The sequence below is a fragment of the Vibrio algarum genome (assembly GCF_028204155.1).
Taxonomy (GTDB): domain Bacteria; phylum Pseudomonadota; class Gammaproteobacteria; order Enterobacterales; family Vibrionaceae; genus Vibrio; species Vibrio algarum.
Window position 1 is genome coordinate 235983 of record NZ_JAQLOI010000001.1, and the last position, 15527, is coordinate 251509.

A 15527-nucleotide genomic window follows, 5' to 3' on the forward strand; every position below is an offset into this window, starting at 1 on the left:
CTACCTGTTATATTTTTAAACAATCCCATTCAGGGTAGTTTTTACGAATAAATGCATTAAGTTCTATATCTACTTGGGAATATTCTCTTGTATGTTCCACGTTAGCATCGTCTGCTGAATTAACCATACCTGCACCAACGGTTGCGTTAGATACCCTATCAATAATGATAAACGCACCGGTTTGAGGTAGGTCATCGTAGTTATCAACCGCAACTTTTTCTACTAAATCAATGGATGCTTGACCAATTTCATTTAGATTTAATGACACACTATTTTCAGCGTGCGTTTCTAACGAATTAACATCTATTTTATGATTTATTACAGAAACTTTGCCACTACAAGACTTAGTGGAAAATTTGAAGATATAACCTTTTTGAGCAAGCAAAGGGTTATCGTCTAACCAAACTAAATGAGCATTTATTTTATTACTCATTATTGGCTCGTTGCCAGTGTGCACTATCATATCACCACGAGAAATATCAATTTCATCTTCTAAAGTAAGAGTAATTGATTGCCCTGGTTGAGCCCTTTGTAGTTCACCATCATAAGTATAGATAACTTTGACTTTAGAAGACTTTCCAGAAGGCAGTGCTGTTATATTATCGCCAACACTAATGTAGCCCGAAGAAAGCATCCCACAAAAGCCTCTAAAATCTAGATGAGGTCGGTTTACATATTGCACGGGGAAGCGCATATGTACTAAATTTTGATCTTTATTAACCTTCACCGTTTCAAGGAGCTTCATAAGAGTTGCTCCTGGGTACCAATCCATCTTCTCGCTTGGTGTAACTACGTTATCGCCCTTTAGCGCCGAGATCGGTACGAAACGGATATCCTCTATATTGAAAGATTTTGCCATTTCACGATAATCGGCTTTAATGTTTTGATATACGCCTTGATCGTACTCCATTAAGTCCATTTTATTAATGGCCACAATAATGTGCTTAATGCCCAATAAGCTACAAATAAAACTGTGTCTTCTTGTTTGCGTCTGAATACCTCTACGGGCATCTACTATTACGATAGCTAAATCACAAGTTGATGCGCCAGTCACCATGTTACGCGTATACTGCTCATGCCCTGGGGTGTCGGCAATAATAAATTTACGTTTCTCTGTCGAAAAATATCGATATGCCACATCAATAGTAATACCTTGCTCTCTCTCCGACTGCAAACCATCGACTAACAGCGCTAAATCAAACGCTTCATCTGTGGTATTGAATTTTTGAGAATCCTTCTCTATCGCAGCCATTTGATCTTCATAAATTAACTTACTATCAAACAGCAAACGACCGATTAATGTTGATTTACCGTCGTCGACATTTCCGCAAGTAAGAAATCTTAATAAATCTTTGTTTTCATGAACCTTTAAGTAAGCTTCAATATCTTGTGCGATTAAATCGGAACTATGAGACATCGTTTAATCATCCTTAATTAAATGTATTTTCTATCAACAAGAACCGCTATTATCATTGCGGCACATTCTTCGATCGTTATTCCCAAGGTTTTTATATGAATATCAGGGTCTAAAGGTGGCTGATATTCAGAGCCTACACCGGTGAAATTTTTAATTTCACCGGCTCTTGCTTTTTTATATAAACCTTTAGGATCTCTTTGTTCACAGACCTCTATTGGTGTATCAATATAAACCTCTAAAAATTGCCCTTCTTCAAACAAATTTTTTACTTGTTCTCTGTCCGAGGCAAAAGGTGAAATAAAGGCAGTCAGAACAATCTGTCCAGAATCAACAAACAGTTTTGCCACTTCACCGATGCGGCGAATATTTTCTACTCTATCGTCATCACTAAAACCAAGATCTTTGTTTAGACCATGCCTTACATTGTCACCGTCAAGTAGATAGCTAAATTTTCTAAGGCTTAACAGTTTACTTTCTACTGCATTAGCGATTGTGGATTTCCCGGAACCACTTAGACCAGTAAACCACAAAAGGACAGGTTTTTGATTCTTCAGTTTCGCTCGTGCTTCATGGGTAACTACCGTATTATGCCATACGATATTTTCAGTTATGGTGTCTTTCGTTTTTTTCTGTTTCATATATTCTCTTTAGTTCTTCATTCGTATTCAAAATGGAAAAACTATTGGTATAACGATTAACGCGGCTATTGTATATGCCAGTGAAACCTTCCAACCAGTCTTTATGAAATCCATCACCTTATATCCTCCCGCGCTCATCACCATAAGGTTAGTGTGATAGCCAAACGGGCTAATAAAGCACGCACTTGCCGCGTAAGCCACTCCCATAATAAATGGCAGACTGCTTACATTATAGATAGTTGACAACGAGAGTCCGATAGGAAGCATGATTGCCGCCGCCGCCGCATTGGTAATCGTCTCAGTTAGTATTACTGTAATGATAAAAAGAGTAATTAATGCAAAATACGGATTCTGAGAACCAACTAATAAAAATATACCGTCTGACAGAAAATCTGCTAAACCAGATTGACTAAATGCTTGGGCAATAGATAGAGCACAACCCAAAATAAGCCACATTTCGAAAGGAAAGCGCCGTCTTATCGTTGCACCATCAAGAACATTACTCGCAACCATCACGATAAGATAGGCAACTATCGCTTCTAGCAAAGATATAGGAGTAAGTATCGAAATTAAAATAGCAGCCAAAAAACCAAAAACCGCTAAATAGTTCGACTTAATATCTAGCGGTTCTTGCAATAATTTCCCTTTCAAAAAGAAAAATTTCGACTTAAATTCTGTCGTTTACTAAAGTCTTGACCTGTTGCTAATACCAGCTTATCACCAGCATAAATAGGTTGCTCACCTAATTTACCTGATAACCTATGGCCCTGACGCTTAATAGCCACTACTGCCGCATCAAACCTAGACCGAAACTCTGTCTCTTTCAGAGTGCGCCCTATTAAAATAGATTCAGGGCTAACAATGACTTCAACTAAGTTGCTAGAAAGAAGTTTACTGCTGTTAGCAAAAACCTCTACACCATCTAGGCCGTTAAGCTGTTTTACTTGACCAACATCGCCTGTAAAAATCAGTTTATCACCTTCTTGCAACACCATTGTTGGACTAACAGGAGAAAGCAACTCCTTACCTCTAACAATCTCGGCCAGAAACAAGCCATCTAATGCTCGTAATCGGTTCTGAATAACACTTTTTCCGATAAGCTTGCTATTTGCTAATACCTCTGCATCAATAAAATAGGAATCATGTGCATCTTCTACTAAAACAACACGAGCCAAATGACGAGATGAAAACACGATCACCCCTCCAACAATCAAAAATAGTAACAACCCTACTGGTAAAAAGCTGAAAAAGGTAAGAGTAGGGAGCCCCTGCTCTACAACCAACGCATTAATAATTAAATTAGTTGATGTTCCTATTAGAGTTAACGTTCCACCAACAATAGCAAAATAAGAGAGAGGTATAAGTAAACGGGAAGCTGCGTGCTCTTGATTTTTTTGTATACCATTTATCATGGTTGCGACTACGGCTGTATTGTTTAGCAGTGCAGACGCTATTGCGGTTCCGAAGCCTAGGCGAAAAATAGTTTGGTTGTAACTCGGATGAAAAATATTGCTCGATATCCAGGTTAACAACTGTGTTTTTTCCAATGCTAACGAAGCCAACATTAATCCAATAAGCGTTAACACTGATGTATTAACAATATTTGCTAATACTTCTTGCTGTGAGACATGCCCAGTCAAATATAATACGGTAACAGAGCAAGTAAAAAGCAAAGAAGGCCGCACCTTAGAAAATATAAGCGCAGCCAAAAGAGTAATAATAACAATTGAAATAACAAGCATATACTACGCCAAATTCAAATTAGAAATACCCTTCTCTTTTCTTCTTTTCCATAGAACCAGAGCTGTCATGGTCAATTGCTCGACCTTGACGTTCTGACGTTGTCGTTAACAACATTTCTTGAATGATTTCTGGTAGCGTTGTTGCGTTTGATTCGACCGCTCCAGTTAACGGATAACAACCTAAAGTACGGAATCGAACCATTTTATCTTCAACTACTTCGCCCTTTTTAATTTCCATACGCTCATCATCCACCATAATAAGCATGCCATCACGCTCAACAACGGGGCGAGGTTTCGATAGGTACAAAGAAGGGATCTCAATTTCTTCTAGGTATATGTATTGCCAGATATCTAATTCAGTCCAATTTGATAAAGGGAAGACGCGAATACTTTCGCCTTTATTTACCTTTCCGTTATATATGTTCCATAATTCAGGTCTTTGATTTTTAGGGTCCCAGCGGTGATGTTCATCCCTAAAAGAATACACCCGCTCTTTCGCTCGTGATTTTTCTTCGTCTCGGCGAGCACCACCAAAAGCGGCATCAAACCCATATTTGTCTAGCGCTTGCTTTAAACCTTGGGTTTTCATGATATCAGTATGTTTTGAACTACCATGTACAAAAGGGCTAATATTCATCGCTACGCCTTCAGGGTTTTGATGAACAATTAACTTCATACCTATTTTTTTTGCCATATAGTCACGAAATTCAATCATTTCTTTGAATTTCCATGTTGTATCGACATGCATTAATGGGAACGGAGGGATACCCGGAGCAAAAGCCTTTTTAGCTAAATGCAGCATAACCGAAGAGTCTTTACCCACGGAATATAGCATCACCGGATTATCAAACTCAGCCGCGACTTCTCGCATTATGTGAATTGATTCGGCTTCTAGTTGTTTTAAGTGTGTCATACCTGACGGAGATATTTTCATTATAGCTTCCTGATGCTGTTACTTCATGGGACGTTGTAAACGACCACCTTTAGATAGCTCCCTAACGAGCAATAACCATAAGCGAATTTTAGTCTAGTAAACCGGTGGTTTTTATCAATAAAGATGGAGATATTGTACAGTAGTTAACCATTACCTTCTACTTTGACTGAATAGATAATAGATTTACCAAATAAATTATCCGCTTTCATTAACTTAGTTTAGCGATCAATCAGTATCAATTGGATCTATCAGATAACACTTTATCCCTGCTATAATCATCCTAATTGAAGAACACGTGGACAGAAGAATTATGATCATAGTTACTGGTGGCGCTGGCATGATTGGCAGCAATATTGTTAAAGCACTTAATGACGCAGGTCACAACGACATACTCGTTGTAGACAACCTTAAAAATGGTAAGAAGTTTAAAAACTTAGTTGACCTTGATATTGCTGACTACATGGATCGTGATGATTTCTTAATACAAATAATGGCCGGAGAAGACTTTGGCCCAGTTGAAGCCGTTTTCCATGAAGGTGCTTGTTCTGCAACAACAGAGTGGGATGGCAAATACATGATGCTCAACAATTATGAGTATTCAAAAGAGCTACTTCACTACTGCTTAGAAAGAGAGATTCCATTCTTGTACGCTTCATCTGCTGCAACCTATGGTGAAACTGAAACCTTTGTTGAAGAACCACAATATGAAGGTGCGTTAAATGTTTACGGGTATTCCAAACAGCAATTTGACAATTATGTTCGCCGACTATGGCAAGTTGCAGAAAAACACGATGAATCACTCTCTCAAGTTACTGGGTTTCGTTACTTCAATGTATATGGGCCTCGCGAAGACCATAAAGGAAGCATGGCTTCTGTTGCCTTCCATTTAAATAATCAAATGAATGCCGGTGAAAACCCTAAGCTATTTTCTGGTAGTGAAGGATTTAGACGTGATTTTGTTTATGTAGGCGACGTGGCGGCAGTAAACCTTTGGTTCATGCAAAATAATGCCTCCGGTATCTTTAATTTAGGTACTGGCAATGCAGAATCGTTTGAACAGGTCGCTAAAGCTGTTATTAAACACCATGGCAAAGGGGAAATAGAAACCATTCCTTTCCCAGACCATTTAAAAGGCGCATACCAAGAGTTTACTCAAGCAGACCTAACTAAAATGCGTGCCGCTGGTTGTGATCACCAATTTAAAACCGTGGCCGAAGGCGTTGCTGAATACATGGCCATTAAAAATTCATAGGTTCTTCATTTGAATACCCCTAAAGCAATACTGCATATCTGCCTCTCCAAAGGATGGGGAGGCTTAGAAATGTACCCTATCCGAGTAGGAAAAGAGTGCCTTGAGCGTGGTTATCAGGTATATGGCTTGTGCGTATCTGGTACTCGTGTTGCAAAAGGTATGGCAGACGTAGGGTTAGAAACCTATCAAGTTGAAAGTAAAGGCAAGTTAATCTTTTCAGAGATTCTCAAAATAAATCGATGGTTAAAAGAAAGAAACATAGAGGTTATTCATTGCCATAAGTCTGGTGACATCCTTATTTCTGCACTTTTGAATATCCTGACTAGCCGACGAACTCTTTTTACCGAGCATATGGGCGTTACTCGCCCGAAAAAAGATTTTTATCACAAATGGGTATATTCCCATGTTGATCAGGTACTTTCCATCAGCGATGAAACCCTTAAAAGAAACCTAAAGGCGCTTCCCGTCCCTGAAAACAAAATAGAAAGGCTTTGGTTAGGAACCGATATACCTGACCAACCTATTAAAGACCCCGGTTTAATTGCCGAGACAAAAAAAACGCTTCATATTCCAGAATCTGCCACCGTTGTTGGAACGATAGGTCGAATTTGCAATGGGAAAGGGCAACGTGAACTCATTCAGGCTTTTCAACTGATTGCTAACAAATTTGAAGATGTGCACCTGCTTATTGTTGGCGGCCTAAGTGAATCAGAAGGTGCAGACCCGCAATATACAATTGAGATGAAAAAATTAGCCTCAGAAAGCGAATATCAAGATCGAATACATCTTGCAGGTTTTCAAAAAGACACGCCTGCCATGTTTTCGGTTATGGATATTGTTTGTCTGCCCTACTTTAATGAAGCGTTTGGTTTAACCGCCATAGAAGCGATGGCAGCAGAAAAGGCAATCGTCGCAGCGGATACCGGGGCGCTACCGGAGATATTGGAAGATAGCGCGCTATTATGTGATCCGAAGTCGCCTATAGCGATTTCTGAAGCAATCAAAACGTACTTATTAAAACCAGAACTCAAATCAAGCAACAGTCAACGTTCCAGAGAAAGAGCAAAAAAGAATTTTCAATGGAACGCCATATTTCTCAGCTAGTTAAACAACTGGCTAGCTAATTATAAAACACACTCAAACTTTATTGATTAATTTGGACGCTATATGAATGTCATTTTTTCTACAACTCGACAATGGAACCCAGGAGATGAGTTTATACTTATGGGATGTATGAACTTGCTCAAAGAACACTTGGGTGAGTTTAACCCAGTAATATATAATCGAAACCCTCAAATACGAAGACACAGAAAATACGACTTAATTAAGTCGGTGGACAATGCCTTGGGTAAGGATTTTATTGAAAAATTCAATGATAACTCAGTAAAAGATAGACTTCCTATGGACTATGCTGACATGGTTATTTTTGCAGGTTCACCTGAATGGAGAGGAATGAGAACGCAAAAACTCTATTCATCTATTCTAGAATATAACCTACCTACTCTTTTTCTTGGTTTAGGTACCAACGGGAAGTTCGAGTTCAATGAATCTGCATTCTCAAAAGATGAAATGGCTGTATTCAAAAAAGCTAAAGTTGTTACCTGCCGAGATCAAAACACCACTGACGGATTGAGTGATGTTTCAGCTAAATTCCTACCATGTCCTGCTTTATTTTCTAGCCCTACAGAGTCGCTAGTAAAAAAAGTTAAGCGCATCGGATTAATTTATGGAACGAATAATTCAGCAAAAAATAATAATGTTTCTAAAGAGACTTATGAATATTTGATGCAAATTTACAATCGTATTATCACTGAATTTGGTTCTGATTATGAAATTGAGTTTGTGGCGCACTATATCGATGAACTAAGCGAATTCAAAAAAGATTTTCCAGAACAGAAATTACGGTATTCATTTGATTCAAAGGATTATTTAGATATTTATTCTCAATATGATCTTATCATTGGATATAGGGTTCACGGTGTCGGCATGTGTGCCTCCATGGGCATCCCTGGAATCATGATTGCTCACGATCCTAGAGCTGTTACTGTAAAAGGCTTCAAAGCAAAAATTCATAATGTAGGCGAGGGTGAAGAAAAGCTTATCGCAACTACAAAAGATCTCATCAATAATATCGAAGAGCTTAGCTCAGAACTTTTGGAGCATAAAAAAGAGACAAAGCAGAAATATTTACAGCTTTTCTCACAAAACCTTTAATAATATAGGCTGGATATTTCCAGCCTTTTTCGTTTTTCAAACTGGCTAGTAAGGATTTTTTGAAAGTGAACAAGCTGTATACTCCTATTTCGTTACTACAACGTTTTCGAGACATTGTTCGTAGAAAAGTTGGTATCGTTTTATTTGACAAAAAAAGGGCCACTCTAAATCCATAAAACTTAAACATGTGGCTTTCTTAAGGTGGGATGCAAAGCTTGGTGACTCTTTTGTGTCATCTTCATCTATCAACACTCTGAAGTTATTTGACCCTCAATGTAAAATAAGTGTTGTAACAACGCCTGCTATGTCTGAGTTATTTAAAACACATTTTGGTGCCGATACTATTTATCAAGTACCTAAGCGCCCTAAATATTGGCAACTCAAAAAATTAGCAGAAGAGTTAGGAGAAGTAGACCTAATTATTAGCTTAAACGATAACATGAAAATGAAAGATATGTATTTTCTCAATAAGGTTAACGCCAATCATATTGCAGGCTTAGATGATACATTAAAACTAGTGGATATTAAGCTAGGGGAAAAAACAAAAAATCTACATTTTTCAGATAAGTTTAGCGCTGCTCTTGAATCAGTTGGTATACCGGCATCATCTACTCAATACATCATTCCTGTATTGGGTGAATCGAAAGATAAGGCTACCCAGTTTCTAAATTCGAATTCAATACAAAACGATTTTTTAGTCCTTAATCCCTTTGGCAGTGGACACTCACGAAAACTCAATCATGACAGTGTGCATAAATTAGTTACGTTGATAAACGAAAGTACACCAGAACTACCTATCATTCTTTTGTCAGCTCCCGACACGGAGGCAGACGCTGAGAAAATGTGTCAGACCTTACCTGAAAATGTTACTCATTTTAATATTAGTGAAACCATTTTTGATGTGATCGCATTGATCGAACAAGCTAGCTACGTAATTTCAGTAGACACGGCTATCGTACATATTGCATCGGGGCTCAATAAGCCCCAATTAGGGATCTACAACCCCGACCCTAAAAACTTTGCCCAATGGGGGCCAAATTCAGACAAAGCTATTACTATTTTCACTAATAAATGCTCACCACCGTCAGTAAACGATATAAATTGGTCTACTATGAAAGAAAAAATAGAACAACTGGTATAAATGACTCACATATTAACGGATTTAAAACAGCGTATTCATTCAAGCTAGATTCTATTGATGATAGAATCGGCTTAACCTACAGTTGTATACAGACATATGAAAATTCTAATTATTGGGCCTTCTTGGGTCGGAGACATGGTAATGTCTCAAAGTTTATATAAAGAACTTAAAACTCTGCATCCTAGCTCTTGTATTGATGTGTTAGCCCCTGCTTGGTGCAAACCAATTTTAGAACGTATGCCTGAAGTCAATAATGCGATCGAAATGCCAATTGGGCATGGTAGTTTTGATTTGTTAGGACGGCTGAAAATAGCACGTCAACTAAAAAACAACGATTATGACCAAGCTTATGTATTACCTAATTCTGCAAAATCTGCACTCATTCCTTTATTTGCAAGTGTTAAAAATCGGACGGGTTGGAAAGGTGAGTTTAGGTATGGACTCTTAAACGATTTAAGACCAAATAAAAAAGACTTCCAATACATGGTCGAAAGGTATGTGGCTTTAGCTTACCCACTAGAAGAAATGTTAAACCGTGTTTCTATCGACAGCATAGCAAAGCCATCTTTAACGGTGGACAAAAAAACCAAAAATTAATAAGAGAATCACTAAATCTTCAATGTGATCGCCCTATTGTTGGTTTATGCCCTGGTGCTGAGTTTGGACCAGCGAAAAGATGGCCAGAAGAGTACTACGCACAAGTAGCCGAGTTTGCAATAAAATCTGGCCAACAGGTTTGGTTATTTGGCTCGGTAAAAGATCAGGAAACCACGTCAAAAATTCTTGCTTCGCTATCAGATGATTGTAAACCGTATTGCTTTGATATAGCAGGTAAAACAAAATTAATCGAAGTGTTGGATATGCTCGCTTGTTGTCATACAGTCATTAGCAATGACTCTGGACTTATGCACGTATCGGCGGCGGTAGGATGCAATATTATTGCACTCTATGGTTCTACATCTCCAATGTACACACCTCCGCTATCCAAAAATGTCGAGGTTCTGCATACTGATATCGATTGCCGACCTTGCTTTAAACGAGAATGTCCATTAGGTCATTTGAAGTGTCTTAAAGAACTTTCACCTGATATTGTAATTAAACAACTTATGAAAAAAACTCAGGTTGGAATAAAAAATGTTTGATGCTTCAATAATTATCTCATTTTATAATAATACTAAGGCGTTAGGCCTGATATTAACGGCTTTAGAAAGTCAAAAAGATAATTTTGAAGTCATTATCGCAGATGATGGTTCAAATGATGATGCTGTAAAATACGTCAAAGATAAAATAGTGACGAGCCCCTTTGCAATAAAACTCGTTTCACAGAAAGATAATGGCTTTAGAAAAAATCGCATATTGAACAAAGCGATCTCAATATCAAGTAGCGAATACCTTATTTTTATCGATGGTGACTGCATCCCACAGACAAACTTCGTTGAAGATCATCTTTCCAACAGCGAAAAAGGTTATCTTTTGAATGGGCGTAGGGTCGATCTTCCTGAAGAATTAGGTGAAGAACTTTATACTCAAGCTAACCCAGAATCCTTTTTTGCAAGAAACAATCTTAAAGTCCTAGCACTTTACCTTACCTCTAAAGGTAAAAATATTGAAAAGGGGTTTAGGATAAAAAACAAGATATTATTAGCCTTCTTAAATCGAAAAGATAAAGGTATTGTAGGGTGCAATTTCTCTGCTTTTAAATCGGATCTGGTGTTAGTGAACGGGTTCGACAATACTTATGAGGCTGCAAGCATTGGAGAAGATACCGACATCGAATTTAGAATGCGTGGGGTTGGTATCAAGGTAAAAAATGTTTTTTACCAAGCAAACATTCTACATTTAATGCACAAAGAACTGCCTAGAACTCAAGCAGTATTAGATATTTTTGAAGTTACTAAAAAAACGCAACAATATATTGCTTTAAATGGTTTAGAACAGGCATACAATGAAAACTAGTCGTCCATCTCTTTCAATAATGGCTCGAAAAAAAGACCCTAAGATACACACATCTATACAACTAGTCTTATTTTGCCTATTAGGTATCTCTATTTTCACCTTTAAAGGCGGGCTGTACCTTTTTCCTATTTTGATAGTATTGACCTATTTATACTTTAAGAATTTTAGCTACCTTTACTCCGATATAGAACTGTCTGGAGTGGCTAAACTTTTAGTCACTCTAATTATCACTGGATCTATCACTAGCTTTTTATCTAATGAAGGGGTGACTAGTACAATCGATTTTTTTAGAAAAGCGACCCCTCTATTCGCTATCCCTGTCTCATTCTATTTTTTTAAATTCAAGAGCTTTAGGCGTTTTTTTGCTTATAGTATGGTCCTTGGCCTTCTGGTCGCATTAAGCTATTCGCTTATGAATTTTCTACAAGGAAAATCTATATCTCGGCTAGATAGCTTTTGGGATGTAGGCCGATGGGGTGAAATATTATCCTATACCTTCATATTACTTTTGCCTCAAGCATTCAAAAAGGACTCGAGAGAACCCGCCTACCTCGTCAGGCCATTATTATTCACTTTAATAGTTTACATTGTACTTTCAGGCAGTCGAGCTCCAATACTAGTTATTACATTGACTACTGCTTTCTATTTTATGTTTTATAACCAAAAATATTTAGTACGAACCATTGTCATAATTTCCTTTGCTGCAACGTTTTTACATTTCACATTTCCAGATAAAATAAAACCTTATGAAGATAGAGTGGTTTCTATTTTTAATGTACAAGATGAACACTCTAATATCGCACGCCTAAAAATGTGGGAAGAAGCAGCTATTTTTGCTAAAAAAATCTAGTCGAAGATCCCCGAGCATTCATTTTTGGAGTCGGTATAAACGAGAATGGAGCAGAGTTTGAGAAACACCTTTCTTCCGAAAATAAACTTAAAAGGCTATATAAAGAAACGAATAACCAGTTCTCTGTAAGAGATCACCACAATGCATTTTGGAATTTGATGAATCGTATGGGGCTTATTTATACCGGGTTATTTTTCATTACCATTTTCTACATGTTGAAATTAAGCCTGAAGAAGTCTAGAGCACAAAATACCGCATTGCACCAGTCTGCTTTTTTGCTTGTATTAGCCTATTGCATTTTTGGTGTTTTTTATAGTAACCAGCTTAGCTACCAAACCTATGTAATGATGATTTTATGGAGTTTTGCGATCACTTACACGTCAGCACCGCTAGAAGAAAGGCTGAAAGATGGCATTAGCGATGGCTAATCCTTGCGCCGCTAAAATAAAAGCTATTTTATTCTTATTACAAAATAGCTGATAACGTTTTATCTAAAGCGCCTCTGTTTTGTTCAACTACCTTTAAAGCAGCACTACCCATTTTTGCTACTGCTTTCGGGTTTGTGAATAAATCTGAAAGCGTCGACAACAATGCTTCTTCGTGTGCAACGACGATCGCACCATTTACCAGGGTCAGTTGTTTGGTTATATCGGAAAAATTATAATAGCTTGGGCCAGTCACAATCGGCTTACCCAAAGCTGCTGGCTCTAACAAGTTATGCCCTCCAACTTTATCACCTAATAAACTCCCGCCCATAAAACAAATATCACTTGCGGCAATAAGCGTCATCATCTCACCCATCGTATCACCAATATAGATTTGACTACTTTCCGCTGATGCTTTTTCATCGGTTCTTAATACTGTGTTAAACCCTTGATTCGCGCAGAGTTTGGCTACCGACGCAAAGCGTTCTGGGTGTCGAGGCACTAATACAAGCAAGGCTTTAGGAAATGTAACCAGTAACTTTCGATGTACCGAGATAAGTTGTTCATCTTCGCCTTGATGAGTGCTTGCTGCAATCCATATAGACCTATGTTTACCTAACTTTTCACGCAAAGATGCGCCACTGTGAATAATAGAGCCATCCATCTCGATATCAAACTTAAGGGAGCCGGTGACACTCACTTTATTGCGCTCAACACCTAAACGAATGAAGCGTTCTGCATCATCTTGATGCTGACATAGAATATGGGTTAACTCGTTGGCTAGTAAGTCAAAGACACGTTGAACCTTCGCATAACTTTGGCAAGAACGTTCGGATAGGCGAGCATTCATTACCGTGATAGGAATATTAGCCTTTGCTACTGTATGAAGCGTATTTGGCCAGAGCTCTGTTTCCATAATCAATAACTGGCTTGGCTTTAGTGCCTTTAAAAAACCCTTGATTGCAAATGGAAAATCTATTGGCATATAACGATGCTCGACTAATTCACCGAGCTTAGCAACCTGATCTGCTCCTGTTGGCGTTGTAGTAGTGACCACGATGGATTGTTCAGGGTGGCGTTGTTTAATCGCTTTAATTAGAGGTGTCGCCGCAATCGCCTCCCCTACAGAAACCGCGTGTATCCATATGGGCTCGGATTGCATAGATAGCTTAGGAGTCACACCAAAGTGTTCTTTCCAACGATGCCCCACTGAGGGCTTACCTTCCTTCTTTTTATACAACCCAAACAATAAAAAAGGTGCGGCTAATGCCAGCAGTATTGTGTAACACAGCCGTATAAACATTCTTTAGTCTCGTTTTTTCACTAGATCTTCTTTATTAATATGAGTCCATTTGCCACGGGGTTTATCTATATATTGAAAGTACTCGTTAGTAAACGTGCCTTGAATACAAACAAATTTACGATCTCTTGAATTAACATCATCTCTATCACGAAATAACTCATCAAAGACCCCTGGGCCGGTACTGAAGTATACGCCCATTTTAGGATCGTAGTGATTAACATTATATACGACTTGCTCTATCGCTTTTTGCAAGTCGTTATTACTAGGTAAAGACGCAATGAAATAATTGGTAAATCGAGTATTTTTACTGATCTTAATATAAAGAGCATCATCTTCGTTACCCAACAGTTTATCTAAAGGCCATACAAGGGTTGCGTCAATATCCATATAAACTCCACCTTGCTGATTCAAGACAACCAATCGCCATAAATCGGCTTGAGCTGCACCATTTGTAAGGCGAGAATACGCATCATAGACCTCAGGTAACGCATTCTCTTTCATATAATCATCACGAGCTTCTGTACTGACATAGTTATAGTCACAGTTAAGTGACATTAACCTATTAAACAAGTAGTTAAGGTAGACTGGCAAGGAACATTTGTTGGTAAAGTTAGTTTGCCAAATAGTACGAGGAATACGTCGTTCACCAGAAAGGCGTATTTTGGCTGGTGAATGTGCGGGTATGGTAAATCGATATTTTGGTAGAACAAAATGAAAAGGATACGACAGTATTTTAAAAATATTTCCTGTTAAACGAATAAGACGATTACAAACAAGAATAGGGAAGTCGTTCATTAGTTCTCTCTTTATCTAAATTAGTTATTTATTCTAAATACTTAACATCAAGAATGTCGTTTTGCCGAATAGCGACCAGTATAACAAGGTACCCGCTTATCAGGCTAGCTTGATAAGCGGGTACCTAGAGGCAAAGCACTCACTTTCTCCCATAACCAGAAAAAAGCGCCCCCCAATCTGATTCAGACCACTTTATGCTGCGCTTGCCTACCTCTTTAACAAAAGAGCGTTTTAAGCGGCTCAAATTATCCGCTTTCCAGTTGTCACCTTGTTCAACACAGCATTTGTCAAAATCGATTATCCAAACCTTATCTGTGTCGTCTACCAATATATTGTGAATATTCAAATCCGTATGATTAACTTGTGTATCGTGCATCTTTTTAATTTCTTTACCTATTTCATGATAAAGAGAGTCAGAAATCGTACGCTGTTGCAATATAGAAACAAGATCACGGGCATTTTCTATCTTTTCACTTAATAGGTCTGCCTGGTAACTAAAGTGGCTTTTATAGGCTCTGGCAGCGATTGGCCTCGGCACGTTGACGCCTGCTTGTATTAATTTGAGAAGCAATTGAAATTCTTGATAGCTACGAGTTTTATCCCACCCTGTAAATATATAGTGGTCTTTAACTAGCTTTCCAAACAAGCCGCCCCGACGATAATGCCTAAGAGCCGCAGGAATAGTTTCGGTTTGAACAAACCACGTTGTCCCCCTGCCTTGTGCAGAACCAAGCACGTTGCCCGAATTTTCCCAGAATTTAGGGTCGAAAATCGATTCTGGCGATTCATTTAGCAACATTTCATCGTACCAAATGCGCTCATTTCTCTTTTTTATCGTTTTCAATTGCTCATTCCATCTA

Annotated in this window: 15 protein-coding genes and 1 pseudogene; 8 read left to right on the plus strand and 8 right to left on the minus strand. The window is 38.2% G+C overall.

Annotation, left to right across the window (positions count from 1 at the left end; all coding sequences use genetic code 11):
• Positions 1-7: 7 nt before the first annotated feature.
• Genes cysN through cysD form a run of 5 tightly spaced genes read right to left on the minus strand, consistent with a single transcriptional unit; the run spans position 8 to position 4731 of the window.
• Positions 8-1417, minus strand: coding sequence for a sulfate adenylyltransferase subunit CysN (gene cysN / locus PGX00_RS01240; RefSeq protein ID WP_272132186.1), 1410 nt, complete (start codon positions 1415-1417; stop codon positions 8-10).
• 17 nt (positions 1418-1434) lie between these two features.
• Positions 1435-2055, minus strand: coding sequence for an adenylyl-sulfate kinase (gene cysC / locus PGX00_RS01245; protein WP_272132188.1), 621 nt, complete (start codon positions 2053-2055; stop codon positions 1435-1437).
• A gap of 27 nt (positions 2056-2082) precedes the next feature.
• Positions 2083-2691: an SLC13 family permease gene (locus tag PGX00_RS01250; RefSeq protein ID WP_272132190.1), complete on the minus strand. Its 609-nt coding sequence runs from the start codon at positions 2689-2691 to the stop codon at positions 2083-2085.
• Positions 2692-2702: 11 nt separating this feature from the next.
• Positions 2703-3797, minus strand: coding sequence for an SLC13 family permease (locus tag PGX00_RS01255; RefSeq protein WP_272132192.1), 1095 nt, complete (start codon positions 3795-3797; stop codon positions 2703-2705).
• Between the two features lie 19 nt (positions 3798-3816).
• The gene (gene cysD, locus PGX00_RS01260; RefSeq protein WP_272132194.1) at positions 3817-4731 is read right to left on the minus strand and encodes a sulfate adenylyltransferase subunit CysD; all 915 of its coding nucleotides are present in this window, start codon (positions 4729-4731) and stop codon (positions 3817-3819) included.
• A 310-nt stretch (positions 4732-5041) separates the two neighbouring features.
• Here cysD and rfaD point away from each other — a divergent pair, with 310 nt between their 5' ends.
• From rfaD to PGX00_RS01300, 8 genes and pseudogenes are all read left to right on the plus strand, one after another.
• The gene (gene rfaD, locus PGX00_RS01265) at positions 5042-5983 is read left to right on the plus strand and encodes an ADP-glyceromanno-heptose 6-epimerase (protein WP_272132196.1); all 942 of its coding nucleotides are present in this window, start codon (positions 5042-5044) and stop codon (positions 5981-5983) included.
• Between the two features lie 9 nt (positions 5984-5992).
• Positions 5993-7087 carry a glycosyltransferase family 4 protein gene (locus tag PGX00_RS01270; RefSeq protein WP_272132198.1) on the plus strand — a complete coding sequence of 365 codons (1095 nt, stop codon included), beginning with the start codon at positions 5993-5995 and terminating at the stop codon, positions 7085-7087.
• Between the two features lie 63 nt (positions 7088-7150).
• Complete coding sequence (locus tag PGX00_RS01275) at positions 7151-8197, plus strand: polysaccharide pyruvyl transferase family protein (protein WP_272132199.1); 1047 nt, start codon at positions 7151-7153, stop codon at positions 8195-8197.
• Positions 8198-8426: 229 nt separating this feature from the next.
• Positions 8427-9338, plus strand: coding sequence for a glycosyltransferase family 9 protein (locus PGX00_RS01280; protein ID WP_272132201.1), 912 nt, complete (start codon positions 8427-8429; stop codon positions 9336-9338).
• Positions 9339-9434: 96 nt separating this feature from the next.
• Positions 9435-10480 (plus strand): annotated as a pseudogene (waaF, locus tag PGX00_RS01285) (lipopolysaccharide heptosyltransferase II).
• The gene (locus PGX00_RS01290; RefSeq protein WP_272132203.1) at positions 10473-11294 is read left to right on the plus strand and encodes a glycosyltransferase; all 822 of its coding nucleotides are present in this window, start codon (positions 10473-10475) and stop codon (positions 11292-11294) included. The pseudogene waaF and the gene PGX00_RS01290 overlap by 8 nt, the downstream one beginning before the upstream one ends.
• 412 nt (positions 11295-11706) lie before the next feature.
• Positions 11707-12144 (plus strand): O-antigen ligase family protein, encoded by a 438-nt coding sequence (locus PGX00_RS01295; RefSeq protein ID WP_272132205.1) that lies wholly within the window; start codon positions 11707-11709, stop codon positions 12142-12144.
• A gap of 158 nt (positions 12145-12302) precedes the next feature.
• Entirely contained in the window at positions 12303-12572 is a 270-nt protein-coding gene (locus PGX00_RS01300; RefSeq protein ID WP_272132207.1) for a hypothetical protein, read from the plus strand.
• A 37-nt stretch (positions 12573-12609) separates the two neighbouring features.
• On the opposite strand, the gene waaA is transcribed toward PGX00_RS01300, so the two are convergent.
• The 3 genes from waaA to PGX00_RS01315 form a co-directional block, all read right to left on the minus strand.
• On the minus strand, positions 12610-13872 hold the full coding sequence (gene waaA, locus PGX00_RS01305; RefSeq protein ID WP_272132209.1) for a lipid IV(A) 3-deoxy-D-manno-octulosonic acid transferase: 1263 nt from the start codon (positions 13870-13872) through the stop codon (positions 12610-12612).
• Between the two features lie 3 nt (positions 13873-13875).
• Complete coding sequence (locus PGX00_RS01310) at positions 13876-14667, minus strand: glycosyltransferase family 32 protein (RefSeq protein WP_272132210.1); 792 nt, start codon at positions 14665-14667, stop codon at positions 13876-13878.
• A gap of 139 nt (positions 14668-14806) precedes the next feature.
• Positions 14807-15511, minus strand: a complete 705-nt coding sequence (locus tag PGX00_RS01315; protein WP_407702367.1) for a 3-deoxy-D-manno-octulosonic acid kinase — start codon at positions 15509-15511, stop codon at positions 14807-14809.
• Positions 15512-15527: the final 16 nt, after the last annotated feature.